Below are 12,166 nucleotides of genomic sequence, written 5' to 3' on the forward strand. Positions count from 1 at the left end.
GCTATCGCCCCCAGTTCGCTGCCGCTACTGCTCGGGCGGCAGTCCACGCCGCACCGGAGCTGGGTCCGCTGGACCAGGACAGCTGTGGCCTGGCGGCCCACCCCGCGCCTGCTGCGCCTGTTCGCCCCCGCCGTCCCGCTGGTGGGCCTGCTGCCCACCGATCACCGGGACCGCGACGCCGCGCGCCAGCGGACGGACCTGCGGGCCGTGCGCGACCGCGAGCAGCACTGGAGCTAGCGGTGCTCAGACCGGGCGCAGCAGCTCGGGGCTGTTGTTGGCGACGTTGTTCACCGCGGTGCTCACCACGTAGGGCTCCAGGTGCGGCTCCCCCACCTCGGCCAGCAGCTGCTGCACCTCGTGCGGGTTGGTGATCGTCGGGTCCAACCACGCGTCGCGGAGCTCCCCGGGCACGAGCACCGGGCTGCGGTCGTGGATGTGGCCCAGGGTGTCGCTGGCGGTGGTGGTCAGCACCGTCACCGACAGCACCCACCGGTCCGGATCGTCCGCGGCCGCCTGCGGGTCACGCCACAGCTCGTAGAGGCCGGCCATGGCCAGCACCCCGTCGCCGTGCAGGAAGTGCGGGACCTTGGTGGCGCCCTGCTTCTCCCACTCGTAGTAGCCGTTGGCCGGCACCAGGCAGCGCCGGCGACTCGCGGCTGCCTTGAAGGACGGCTTCTCGGTGATGGTCTCCATCCGCGCGTTGATCAGCTTCGCGCCGATCTTGCGGTCCTTGGCCCACGAGGGGATGAGACCCCAGCGGGCGGTGCGCAGCTGGCGCACCGCGGCGGAGTCGGGGTGGTCCTTGGGCACCCGCTCCAGCACCGTGCGCACCGGGTCGGTGGGTGCGACGTTGTAGGACGGCGGGAGCGGCTCACCGACCGCCTCGGCGGCGCCGAACACCTGGAGGAGCTCGTCATCGGTCTGGGTGGTGGCGAATCGGCCGCACATGCGCCCCAGTCTGCCCCGGCGCCCTGACGGCACGCGGCGCAGCCAGTGTCTGGTTCGTCATAAATCAGTGGAACATCCCGGCGGCGCGGGCCTACCTTTGTTGTGAGCACGAAGCACCAGGCGGCCGGGCAAGCCAGCGCGGCCGCTGACGAAGGAGTGACCCCCATGGCCAAGGCCGAGAAAATGTTCGCCCTGCACGTGGTGCCGCTGGAGGACGCCGTCGCGCACCACACCGACGACTGCGTGTGTGGCCCCAGCGTCACCTTCCGCGACGACGGGCGGGACACCTTCCGCTTCCAGCACCACCGCCTGGAAGATCGCGCCGGTGGCTGGGCCTACCTCCGGGTGGTGCAGCAGGACCTGCCCGAGCTGGACCGCCAGCGCGAGTCCGACGCCGGCTGACCCGCCCGAGTGCCGGCGCTAGCCCGCCGCCAGCCCCCGGCTGATCACCAGGCGCTGGATCTGGTTGGTGCCCTCGAAGATCTGCATCACCTTGGCCTCGCGCATGTAGCGCTCCACCGGGAAGTCCCGCACGTAGCCGTAGCCGCCCAGCACCTGCACGGCGTCGGTGGTCACCTTCATGGCCGCGTCGGTGGCCACCAGCTTGGCCACGCTGGCCTGCCGGCCGTAGGGGCGACCCAGGTCGCGACGCCGGGCCGCGTCGAGGTAGGTGGCGCGGGCGGAGTCCACCGCCGCCGCCATGTCGGCCAGCAGGAAGCCCAGGCCCTGGTGGTCGATGATCGCCTTGCCGAAGGTCTTGCGCTCCTTGGCGTAGGCGACGGCGTCGTCCAGCGCGCGCTGGGCCAGCCCGGTGGCGACCGCGGCGATGCCCAGCCGCCCGGAGTCCAGCGCGCTGAACGCGATGCGCAGGCCGTCCCCCTCGGCGCCGATCAGCCGACCGGCGTCGATGACGGCGTCGTCGTAGCTGGCAGCGGTGGTGGGCACCCCGCGCAGCCCCATCTTGTCCTCCGGCCGGCCGAAGCTGAGCCCCGGCGTGTCCGCCGGCACCAGGAAGCAGGAGATGCCCTTGGAGCCCTCGCCGGTGCGGGCGAACAACGTGTAGAAGTCGGCCCTGGACCCACTGGTGATCCAGGCCTTGCTGCCGTTGAGGACGTACCCGGCGTCGGTGCGGCGGGCCCGGCAGGTCAGCGCCGCGGCGTCGGAGCCGGCCTGCGGCTCCGACAGGCTGTAGGCACCCAGCAGCCGTCCACCGAGCATCTCCGGCAACCACGCCTGCTGCTGCTCGGCAGTGCCGTAGGTGGCCAGGGGAAAGCAGGACAGCCCGTGCACGCTGGTGGCCACCGCGACGGCGGCCCAGCGGGAGGCGAGCTCCTCGAGCACCTGCAGGTAGACCTCGTAGGGCTGACCGCCGCCACCGAGCTCCTCGGGGTAGGGCAGGCCCAGCAGGCCGGCCTCGCCCAGCGTGGCGAACAGGCCCTCGGGACAGGTGGCGTCGCGCTCGTGCTGCTCCACCACCGGCGCCAGCTCCTTGTCCGCCAGCTCGCGGGTGAGCGCGATGAGGTCCGCGGCCTCGGCGGTGGGCAGCAGGCGGTCGACAGCCACGGTGGGGCTCCTTCAGCTAGTACGGCGTGCGCGGAGCACCACGGTATCGACTGCAGGATGGGCCGACACCGGAGACAGCACAGCGGGGGCGGGAGCACGATGTGCTCCCACCCCCGCTGGAGTGCTGCTGACCGTCACGGGCGAGTGGCCCCGTGGCCAGCATCAGCTGGTCTGGACGTCCCGCTCGACGGGGACGCAGTGGGTCATGACGACGCCGGTGACGTCGCGACGACCGTTCTTGCCCAGGTTCGCGGCCCGCTTGAGCTCGGCCTCGCTGAGGGTCTGCGTGGCCAGGGGGTCGAGGTGGCGAACGTCGTCCGCCGTCATGCCCAGGCCCTCGCCGACGCGCTGGCCCAGCTCGTCCTCGGCCATGAACAGGTGCCACAGCATGCGCTCCTGGATGGGCTTGTCGCACTGCGACAGGTTGCCGATCCAGTTGCTGACCAGCTCGTCCTTCTCCCAGTCCATGGAGAGCAGGTAGCGCTCACCAGCCTGCTGGTAGTCGTTGGTCCGCTCGATGCGGGCGCGGGTGAGGCGTCCGCTGATCTCCGGGCCCTGCTCGCTGTGGGCGGGCTTGGGCGCCTCCTGCAGGCCGCCGGTGATGGACGGCTCGTAGTTGACGCTCGGGTTCTGCCCCTCCGCCAGGTCGACGCCGAAGGTCATCTGGCCGTCACGCTGGTTGGTGGCGACCTTGGCGTTCTTGGCCGAGTTGACCGGCAGCTGCAGGTAGTTCGGGCCGACGCGGTGGCGCTGGGTGTCGGAGTAGCTGAACGTGCGGCCGACGAGCATCTTGTCGTCGGAGAAGTCCAGGCCGTCCACCAGCACGCCGGTGCCGAAGGCGATCTGCTCGCTCTCGGCGAAGAAGTTCACCGGCTTGCGGTTGAGCACCATCTTGCCGACCTTGCGCAGCGGGAAGTCGTTCTCCGGCCAGGTCTTGGTGTCGTCCAGCGGGTCCCAGTCCAGCTCGGGGTGGTCGTGGTCGTCCATGAGCTGGACGTACAGCTCCCACTCGGGGTACTCGCCGTTGTCGATGGCCTCGTAGAGGTCACGGGTGTGCACGCCGAGCTCGCGACCCTGCACCACGGCAGCGTCCTCCTCGGTCCAGCTCTTCACGCCCTGCTTGGGCACCCAGTGGTACTTGACCAGCTGGGTCTCGCCCTGCTCGTTGACCCACTTGTAGGTGTTGACGCCGAAGCCCTGCATGGTGCGGTAGCTGGCCGGGATGCCGCGGGGGCTCAGGACCAGGTTGAACATGTGCAGCGACTCGGGAGTCTGCGAGGCGAAGTCGAAGACGCGGTTGGCGACCTGACGCTCGAAGGTGACCGGGTCGGGCTTCTGCGAGTGGATGAAGTCGGGGAACTTGATGGCGTCCCGGATGAAGAAGACACCCAGGTTGTTGCCGACCAGGTCCCAGTTGCCGTCCTCGGTGTAGAACTTCACCGCGAAGCCGCGGGGGTCGCGGGCCGTCTCGGAGGAGTCCTTGCCGCCGGCCACGGTGGAGAAGCGGACAGCGAGCTCGGTCTGCTTGCCCTTCTCCTGGAACAGCTTGGCGCGCGTGTACTTGGAGATGGGCTCGTCGCCGCAAGTGCCGTCAGCCTCGAAGTAGCCGAACGCCGTGGCGCCACGGGCGTGCACGACGCGCTCCGGGACTCGCTCGCGGTCGAAGTGGCTGATCTTCTCGAGGAACTGGTAGTTCTCCAGGGTCGCCGGGCCACGCGAGCCGACCGTGCGCGAGTTCTGGTTGTCGTAGACAGGGTGTCCCTGTCGGTTGGTAAGAGTCCTGGCTTGGTCAGTCATCGGTGGAGACCTTTCGTTCGGTGTTCTCAGGTGCCGCGATTGTGCAGTTCAGGGGGCCGTGCGGTTCAGGGGGAATCGTGCCGCTCTAGGGGCTGGCCCGGCTGCGTGGTCGCCGCGCAGCTGGGGCACCACCCCCAAAAGATTACTTCGGTGGCCTCGACCCGAAAGCCGTCGACCGGTGCGGTGCGCACGCAGGCGTCGCTGCCGGCCAGGGCCGGGACGTCGCTGGTCTGTCCGCACCCGCGGCAGACCAGGTGGTGGTGGTCGTCGGGCACGTGCGTCTCGTACCGCACGGGGTGCCCAGCCGGCTCGATCGAGCGCAGCAGCCCGGCGCGGGTGAGCGCGTCCAGGCAGTCGTAGACGGTTTGCGTGGACACCGAGCCGAGCACGGGGCGGACCTGCTCCAGGATGGCCCCGGCCGGCAGGTGCTGTCGGTCCAGCCGCGCCTGCTCCAGCGCCTCGAGCACGGCCACGCGGGGCTTGGTCACCCGCAGGCCGGCAGCGCGCACCCGAGCGGCGGCGGAGCTGGCTGCTGGTGTCATGTGCCCATCAGACCGCAAACTCTGGAATGAGTCAAGAAAAGCGGCGAGTCTGACAGCACACACCTCGCCATCGCCCTAAGGTTGCTGTCATGGCATCCGAGCTCACCGAGGAAGAACTGCAGTTCGTCCAGTCCCTGTTCGAGCACGCCCGGGAGGGGCGCACCGGTCCGCTGACCGAGGCCCTCGACGCCGGCGTTCCGGTCAACCTCACCAACACCAAGGGCGACACGCTGCTGATCCTGGCGGCCTACCACGTGCACCTGGACACCGTGCAGGCCCTGCTGGAGCGCGGCGCGGACACCTCGAGGGTGAACGACATGGGTCAGACCGCGCTCGCCGCGGCCGTCTTCCGGCAGGCCGAGCCCATCGTCACGGCGCTGCTCGAGGCTGGGGCCGACCCCGAGGAGGGGCCGAAGTCGGCGGTCGCCATCGCTGAGTTCTTCAACCTCCCGGAGATGGCGAAGCTGCTGCGTGCGCGCTGAGCAGTCGGTGGACGAGCCGCGCATCGCCCTCGTCGGAGCCGGTGCCGTGGCCGGCCTGGTGGCGTCCTGGCTGGAGCTGGCCGGCGCGCCCACCCCGCTGCTGTGCACCCGCACGCCGGTCGAGCAGCTCACCATCACCGGCGACGGCCGGGGCGGACGAGGCACGCGCACCGTGCCGGTGACCCCGGTGCCCGGCCCGGCCGACGCCGAGCCGGTGGACTGGGTGATGCTCACCGTCAAGGCCCAGGACACCGCCGCCACCCAGCCGTGGCTGGACGCGCTGGTGGGGCCGGACACGGTGGTGGTGGTGCTGCAGAACGGTGTGGACCACGTGGAGCGGGTGCAGCCGCTGGTGGGCACGGCGACGGTGCTGCCCGCCCTGGTGCGCGCCTCCGCCGAGCGCACCGGCAGCGGCGCCGTCACCCACCACCTCGGCAACCAGCTGATCGTGCCGGAGGAGCCCGCCGGCAAGTCGCTGGCGGCGCTGCTGGACGGCGGCGCCTCGGTGCGCCAGGACCCCGACTTCCGCACCGCCGCCTGGCACAAGCTGATGGTCAACATCGGCTCCAACCCGCTGACCGCGCTCACCCTGCGCCGCTGCGAGGTGCTGCGCGAGCCCGAGGTGGCCGAGCTCTGCCGGTCGCTGCTCATCGAGACCGCCGCGGTGGGCTCGTCCGTGGGGGCCCGGCTCAGCGGCGCCGACGTGGAGGAGGTGCTGGAGCTGTTTCGCTCCTACCCCGACGACAACGGCACGAGCATGTACTACGACCGGGTGGCCGGCCGCCCGTTGGAGCACGACCTGCTCTGCGGGGCCGTGGTGCGCGCCGCTCAGGAGCACGACGTGCCGGCCCCGCTGAACCAGGCGATCTGGGCCCTGACCAAGGCTCTCAGCGAGGGCAGCACCGGCAACACACCAACCGAGGGGAACCCATGACCACCCACGCAGGCGAGCTCGACCGGCTGGGCACCGCCAAGTACGTGCTGCTCACCACCCGGCGCCGCGACGGCACCACCGTGCCGACCCCGGTGTGGGTGGCCCACGACGGCGCCGCGCTGGTGATCTGGACCGCCACCGACGCGGGCAAGGTCAAGCGCATCCGCCGCGACCCGGCCGTCACGGTCGCCCCGTGCGACGCCCGGGGCAAGCCCCGGGGCTCCGCGGTCAGTGGCACGGCCACCGTGCTCGACGCCGACGCCACCGAGCGGGTCCGCCAGCTCATCCAGCGCAAGTACGGCATCGCCGGCCGGGTGGCGATCCTCGGCAGCCGGCTGCGGCGGGGTCGCAGCGGCACCGTCGGAGTGGCCGTCACGCTCGACCAGCAGCAGCCCTAGCGGGTCGGGGCGGTGCGGGTCCAGGGCCGCATCCGCTCCAGCTGCAGCGCCAGCCCCAGCAGGGTGGCCTCGCCACCAGGCCGGGCCACCAGCTGCACCGACAGCGGCAGGCCGTTGGGGTGGGTACCGGCGGGCACCACCATCGCCGGCCAGCCAGCCAGGTTCCACGGTGCAGCGAACGGGGCGTAGCGGATGTTCGCCCACAGGTTGGACAGCCAGCTCTTCTCGCCCCAGCGGTCGGCCGGCAGCGGAGGCTGCGCCAGTGCGGGCGTGAGCAACACGTCGTGGTCGGCGAAGAACGCCTCGGCCTTGTGCTGCCACTTGTCCCGACCAGCGGGCTTGGGCAGCCCTGCCCGCAGCAGTGCTCGGCCCACCGCGGCGTGCCTGGCGGTGCGGGCCTCCAGCAGCGACCGATCGCTGAGCGCTCGCGCCTCCAGCTCGGTGCCGACGAGCCAGCGCACCAGCTCCGACTGTCCCACCGAGACCGGGTAGGACGGGTGGGCCTGGGCCACCCGGTGGCCCTCCTGGGCGAACAGCTCGCCAGAGCGGCGGGCGGCCTCGGCGTAGTGCCGGTCGACCCGCACTCCCGGCACTGGAGAGCGGGTGGAGACCGCGATCCGCAGGGCCGTGGGCTCGCGCACCTGGGCCAGCTCGGGCTGCTTGGCCAGCACCGAGAGCACCGTGGCGCAGTCGGCGACGGTGGTGGCCAGCGGGCCGTTCTCGGCCATGTCGAACCACGCGCCGTCGCCCAGCTGGGCGGGCACCACGCCGAGGCCGGGCTTGAGCCCGACCAGGCCACAGCACGCCGCGGGGATACGGATGGACCCCATGCCGTCGTTGCCGTGCGCAACGGGCACCATGCCCGCGGCCACCGCGGCGGCGGACCCACCCGAGGATCCCCCGGGGCTGCGGGTGGTGTTCCAGGGGTTGCGGGTGACGCCGAAGGCGGAGTCGGTGGTGCCGAACACGCACAGCTCAGGCACCCGGGTCAGCCCCACCACGACGGCGCCCGCCGCCCGCAGCCGAGAGACCACCGGGTGGTTGCGCGGCTGGGGGGTGGCGTCGCTGCCCAGCGACCCCTCCCGCATCGGCTCGCCGGACACCGCCACGTTGTCCTTGACCGCCACCGGCACCCCGGCCAGCGGCAGCGCGTAGCGGTCGGCCCGGGCGTCCACGGCGTCAGCCTCGGCAAGGGCCCGCTCGGTGCGGACCACCTGGAAGGCGCCGAGCTCGCTGTCCTGCTCAGCTATCCGCGCCAGCGCCGCCTCGGTGGCCGCTCGAGCGGTCAACGATCCCTCGCGCACGGCCGCAGCAGTTTCGGTAGCAGTCATCACCCCGCGGACGCTACGCGGGAGCTCGCCGGTTTGCCCCGTTCCGCAGGTCGCAGCGGGACTGTCGCGGCTCAGTCGGCGAACCGCCACCGGGTGGGCCGGCTGGCGAAGTCCTCCTCCCGCTCGATCACAGCCACGGCTCGGGCCGGGGTCACCTCGACCACGAGGTGCGCCAGGACGAACGCGGCGTCGAGGTCGGCGAAAAGGGGCTGGTACTTGCCCACGTACCGGCGGGCCCACTCCTGCCGCCGGGCGTCATCGGTGACCACCTCGGCGCTGCCCTGCAGGGACAGGCACTCCACGGTGTCGTCCAGGGCAACGGCCACCCGCGGGTTCGCCGCGAGGTTGCGGGCCTTGCGCGAGCGTGGCCCGCAGGAGAACGCGAAGCGCTGCTCGTCGTCGTCCCACACGCCCCACACCGGCAGGGCGTGCGGCGCTCCGGCGCCGGAGACGGTGACCACCCAGTAGCTGCGTCCGGCGCCGAGCCGCTCGGCCGCCCAGCTCCAGGGCAACGGGCGCCAGCCCTGCGCCTGCACGCCGTAGTCGGGCATGTACGGCATCTCCGCGACGGGCTCAGCCATGGCCACACCGTACGACGCTGCAGGGTGCTACCGCCGCCGGAGACCGCCCGTTCCGAGGTCGGCCTCGTCGGCTGCGGCACGCCCCGCGCGCCAGCCCTGCGGGTCGACCGGACTGGTCCGCTTGGTCACCACCTGTGGGAACAGCTCGGTGAACACCTCGCGGACCGCCTCGGAGCGCTGCTGCAGCACCGGGACGAGGGCGGTGCCGTACACGTCGGCTGCCGCTGCGTGCGCCTGCTGCTGGGAGTCGGCCAGCCGCTCCCGGATGCGCACCGCGTAGGACAGCAGGAACGCCCGCCGAAAGGCCTTCACCCCGGTGTGTCCCGGCGCGGCGGCCGACACCGCGCGGGTGGCCTGGACCAGCAGCGACGTGAACAGCACCTCCACCAGCTGCAGGTCGGTGGGCAGGCCGACCACCGTGGCGATCCCGTAGGCGGAGGTCCACACCACCCGCACACCGTTGGCGGCGCCCACGCCGTCCAGGAGGTGCACCTTGGCCTCGCCGTACGGGTTGTCCACGTGCAGCCGCCGAGCGCGGACCTGCTCGGCGAGCCGGGCACCGGCCGCGGCTCCGACCACCGCAGCGTCGATGGCGTGCCTGGTCATCAGGTCCTGCGCCTTGGCGGTGAGCGCCTCGGCCTCCTCCGGAAAGTCGGTGGACTCGGCCTTGGCGAGCAGCGCGCGCACCCGGCCCAGGACCTTGGCGTCGACCGCCGCGCTGGGGGCCGGGCGAGGCGCGGCGGCGGCGCGACCCCACTGCGACGGGGGCGGGCACAGCGGCTGCAGCCCGCCCCGCAGCGAGCGCAGGTAGCCCAGCAGCCGCAACGCGTCCTGCCAGGCCTGCACGGCCGTGAGCTCCTCGGACCCGCGCCAGGCGCTCAGCACCGCTGGTCCTGCCGCCGGCACCGTGGGCAGGGCCGCCAGCTGCTCGCGCCACTCCGCGGGGGCCCGCTCCTCGGCGTGACTCGTCCGGGCCTCGCGCGTCACCACGGCCGCGGCCAGGCGCCCCACGCGCTGGGTCCACTGCCGGCGCGCCACGTGCACCACGTCGGCCGGCTGCCAGCCGTTCTCCCACAGCCGTGCCACCTGCTCGACCAGCGCCTGGGCCGCCCGTCCGGACGCGGCACCCTGCTCGCCGTCCAGCTCGGTGAGCACGATGGCCGCCTGCTCCAGCGCCGCGGCGTCAGCCCACGGCCCGAAGGCGCGCTGGGCGCCCTCGTCGATCACCTGCTCCACCAGCTCCGGCCCCACGGGCCCCGGTCCGGGCCTGCGGCGGGCGTGGCCGCCGGAGGGGTGCCTGAAGTGCCGGTACCGGGCGTCGACGCGGTGCTGGGCCATGACCACATCTTGGCCGGGCCCCCCGACAGCTCTGGATCCCGGCGGTTCGGAGACGGACCAGCGGGCACCGGCGGTGGACGCTCAGCTACTCGGGGCTCACCTCGAGCGTCTCCAGCTGGTCCAGCTCGTCGGCGCTGAGCTCGCCGAGCTCGGCCAGCACCACGTCCTGCTGGGCGCCGATCCGGTCGTTCACCAGCTCGGTCAGCGCGAACACGATCGCCCCGGTCTGTCGCACCGTCATCAGGTCCACCAAGGGTTGCTGCAGCGAGGTGAGGGCCAGCCCACCGGCCAGGCCGTCCTCGTTCTCGGAGATGGCGACGAAGAACCGCTCGCGCGGGTTGTCCACCGGGCTGCTGTAGTGCTCCGCCAGCTCTATCAGCGCCCGGTGCCACTCCAGCAGCTCCCCCTCCAGCTCCGTCTTGGCCAGGTCGTGCTCGGTGAGCCGGGTGCCCAGCGCCGAGGGGCTGAAGCAGCGGGCGTAGGACAGCAGCGCCGTGGTCCACAACGACTCCACCAGCACGCGGTCCGCGGCGCGCTCGGCGTCTGCCGCCTGCTGATCGGTCTGCTCCTCGCTGCCCTCGGCGCCGCCGAGAGCAACCACCAGCCGCTCGCAGCACTGCAGCACCATCCGCAGGTCGTCGAAGGTGGCGGTGTACCCGGCCAGGATCGCAGCGCCCTCGGAGTCCAGCCGCCGCAAGAGCTGGGGCCCGCCCTCCTCAGGGGCGCTCACGCCCGCGCCCAGGCTCGGCCACCAGCGCTCGGCAGGCATCGTGGCGTGCTGTCCATGGCGTGTCCTCCTGGCGTGCTGCTGGTGGTGGTCCTGCTGTGCACCACGGCACCACCGGTTGGCCGCGCCCGCAACCCGGTGCCCGCCGGCAACGAGCACTGCTCAGCGGTTCAGCTCCTCGGGCCGGTCGAGCCCGAGGTCGGTGAGCACCAGGGCGAGCCGGGTCCGGGCGCGGTCCAGGCCATCCTCGAACCGTGGTGGGGCCACCGGCGGTTGGGACCAGAGGGTCTGCAGCTGGCGGGCGGCGTCCAGGCAGGGCGGCACCCACACCGCCAGCCAGAGGTCCATCAGCGCCAGGTTGTGCATCGCGAACTCCCGGTCCGCGGCGAGCTGGCCGAACATCGTCGTGGTGTAGCGGAGGTCGCGGCCGGCGTAGCAGCGCTGGCCGGTGCGCAGCACCGTCGAGGTGATGTTGTCCCCGTTGCGCAGGCAGGCCTGCTGCACCAGGTGGTTGCGGAAGAGCTCCCCCACCAGCGGCTCGAAGACTATGTTGGCCACGAACACCGCCTCCGCCCAGTCGGTCACGGCCGCGAGCTGCTCGGTGACTCGCCGCACCCCCGCCCAGGCCGGGTCGTGCTGCCACACCCGCACGTGGGCTCCGCCCTCGAAGTGCGGGACCTCCTCGGCCAGGGTGTGCAGCAGCAGCGCCAGGTTCTGGCCGAAGCGGATGCGGTGCATGCTGTTCAGCGCGATGGCGTTGCGGTGCGCGGGCGTGGGGCTGCGCCGGTTGGCCTCGGCGAAGAGCCCGCGCCCGAGGTTGCGCTCCACGTGCATCCACGCGCCGACGTTGTTGGCCACGAACCGTGACCACCGGGGGTCCCAGCGACCAAGGTCGCCGGTGGACCTGGCGACCTGCACCTGCCGCGCCACTGCTGCCCCGACCGCCGCGGTGTCCTGGTGGACGATCGCCTCCCCCGCCAGGTTGCCGTCGTGGAACTCCTGCCACCCGGGGGCGCTGCGGGAACCTGCGCCTCGGGTGGTGGCGCGTGGCGGCGCGTGCCCCCAGGCACGCAGCACGGTCCAGTCCAGCGGCAGCCCGACTCCCCCCTCGGCCGAGGCGTTCCACCAGCTCGGGCCGCCCTCGGCGTGGTCGGGGTAGGGGCTCACCTGCGGTTCTCTCGCTCTGGCCCGTGCCGGACGTGGCTCGAGTCCGGTGAATACCGCCTTGGCTACATGGTCGGGAATGCTCATGCGTGGTCCTCTGGTGTCGGCCCTGGCTGGGCTCCTCGTGGGTGGGCGTGCGGTGGGGTCAGGGGGTCAGGACTTCCTGGTTGACCCTCACCCTGCGGAGGCCGCGCCGGGCCGGGACTTCTCACATTGAGACCGGCCCCGCGCTGGTCGGGCGTGTCCAGGAACCACCGCTCGCACGGGCCCGTCCAGCACCACGCTTCGACAGGCGCACCGCAGCGGTGGTGGCTACCGTGAGGGGGACGAGACCCACCGCCGCGGGCGGGGAGCCGAGGTC

General features: G+C 72.4%; 14 protein-coding genes. 5 read left to right on the forward strand and 9 right to left on the reverse strand.

Annotation, left to right across the window (positions count from 1 at the left end; translation table 11 throughout):
- Nucleotides 1-84 precede the first annotated feature (84 nt).
- The gene (locus tag ELX43_RS17690) at nucleotides 85-237 is read left to right on the forward strand and encodes a hypothetical protein (protein WP_164860677.1); all 153 of its coding nucleotides are present in this window, start codon (nucleotides 85-87) and stop codon (nucleotides 235-237) included.
- 6 nt (nucleotides 238-243) lie between these two features.
- Here the strand turns inward: ELX43_RS17690 and ELX43_RS16310 are convergent, their stop codons facing one another.
- Nucleotides 244-948, reverse strand: coding sequence for an SOS response-associated peptidase (locus ELX43_RS16310; protein WP_127784334.1), 705 nt, complete (start codon nucleotides 946-948; stop codon nucleotides 244-246).
- A gap of 165 nt (nucleotides 949-1,113) precedes the next feature.
- On the opposite strand from ELX43_RS16310, the gene ELX43_RS16315 reads away from it, so the two are divergent.
- Nucleotides 1,114-1,350: a hypothetical protein gene (locus ELX43_RS16315; RefSeq protein WP_127784335.1), complete on the forward strand. Its 237-nt coding sequence runs from the start codon at nucleotides 1,114-1,116 to the stop codon at nucleotides 1,348-1,350.
- Between the two features lie 18 nt (nucleotides 1,351-1,368).
- Here ELX43_RS16315 and ELX43_RS16320 read toward each other — a convergent pair whose 3' ends face one another.
- From ELX43_RS16320 to ELX43_RS16330, 3 genes are all read right to left on the reverse strand, one after another.
- A complete protein-coding gene (locus ELX43_RS16320; RefSeq protein WP_127784336.1) occupies nucleotides 1,369-2,511 on the reverse strand; it encodes an acyl-CoA dehydrogenase family protein in 1,143 nt (380 codons plus the stop codon).
- 162 nt (nucleotides 2,512-2,673) lie between these two features.
- Nucleotides 2,674-4,308: a catalase gene (locus tag ELX43_RS16325; RefSeq protein ID WP_127784337.1), complete on the reverse strand. Its 1,635-nt coding sequence runs from the start codon at nucleotides 4,306-4,308 to the stop codon at nucleotides 2,674-2,676.
- 65 nt (nucleotides 4,309-4,373) lie between these two features.
- A complete protein-coding gene (locus ELX43_RS16330; RefSeq protein ID WP_127784338.1) occupies nucleotides 4,374-4,850 on the reverse strand; it encodes a Fur family transcriptional regulator in 477 nt (158 codons plus the stop codon).
- An 89-nt stretch (nucleotides 4,851-4,939) separates the two neighbouring features.
- On the opposite strand from ELX43_RS16330, the gene ELX43_RS16335 reads away from it, so the two are divergent.
- The 3 genes from ELX43_RS16335 to ELX43_RS16345 are packed head-to-tail and all read left to right on the forward strand — an operon-like array spanning nucleotide 4,940 to nucleotide 6,664.
- The gene (locus tag ELX43_RS16335) at nucleotides 4,940-5,332 is read left to right on the forward strand and encodes an ankyrin repeat domain-containing protein (RefSeq protein ID WP_127784339.1); all 393 of its coding nucleotides are present in this window, start codon (nucleotides 4,940-4,942) and stop codon (nucleotides 5,330-5,332) included.
- The gene (locus tag ELX43_RS16340; protein WP_164860678.1) at nucleotides 5,322-6,266 is read left to right on the forward strand and encodes a 2-dehydropantoate 2-reductase; all 945 of its coding nucleotides are present in this window, start codon (nucleotides 5,322-5,324) and stop codon (nucleotides 6,264-6,266) included. The genes ELX43_RS16335 and ELX43_RS16340 overlap by 11 nt, the downstream gene beginning before the upstream one ends.
- Nucleotides 6,263-6,664, forward strand: coding sequence for a PPOX class F420-dependent oxidoreductase (locus ELX43_RS16345; protein ID WP_127784341.1), 402 nt, complete (start codon nucleotides 6,263-6,265; stop codon nucleotides 6,662-6,664). The genes ELX43_RS16340 and ELX43_RS16345 overlap by 4 nt, the downstream gene beginning before the upstream one ends.
- Here ELX43_RS16345 and ELX43_RS16350 read toward each other — a convergent pair.
- From ELX43_RS16350 to ELX43_RS16370, 5 genes are all read right to left on the reverse strand, one after another.
- Nucleotides 6,661-7,995 (reverse strand): amidase family protein, encoded by a 1,335-nt coding sequence (locus tag ELX43_RS16350; RefSeq protein ID WP_127784342.1) that lies wholly within the window; start codon nucleotides 7,993-7,995, stop codon nucleotides 6,661-6,663. The two genes, ELX43_RS16345 and ELX43_RS16350, sit on opposite strands and share 4 nt — an antisense overlap.
- Nucleotides 7,996-8,066: 71 nt before the next feature.
- Nucleotides 8,067-8,576, reverse strand: a complete 510-nt coding sequence (locus ELX43_RS16355) for a pyridoxamine 5'-phosphate oxidase family protein (RefSeq protein WP_127784343.1) — start codon at nucleotides 8,574-8,576, stop codon at nucleotides 8,067-8,069.
- Nucleotides 8,577-8,603: 27 nt separating this feature from the next.
- On the reverse strand, nucleotides 8,604-9,914 hold the full coding sequence (locus tag ELX43_RS16360; protein ID WP_127784344.1) for a DUF2786 domain-containing protein: 1,311 nt from the start codon (nucleotides 9,912-9,914) through the stop codon (nucleotides 8,604-8,606).
- An 85-nt stretch (nucleotides 9,915-9,999) separates the two neighbouring features.
- Nucleotides 10,000-10,683, reverse strand: coding sequence for a hypothetical protein (locus ELX43_RS16365; RefSeq protein WP_206518040.1), 684 nt, complete (start codon nucleotides 10,681-10,683; stop codon nucleotides 10,000-10,002).
- 120 nt (nucleotides 10,684-10,803) lie between these two features.
- Nucleotides 10,804-11,808, reverse strand: coding sequence for a toluene hydroxylase (locus tag ELX43_RS16370; RefSeq protein ID WP_164860679.1), 1,005 nt, complete (start codon nucleotides 11,806-11,808; stop codon nucleotides 10,804-10,806).
- Nucleotides 11,809-12,166: the final 358 nt, after the last annotated feature.

It is taken from the genome of Rhodococcus sp. X156, from assembly GCF_004006015.1.
Classification (GTDB): Bacteria; Actinomycetota; Actinomycetes; order Mycobacteriales; family Mycobacteriaceae; genus X156.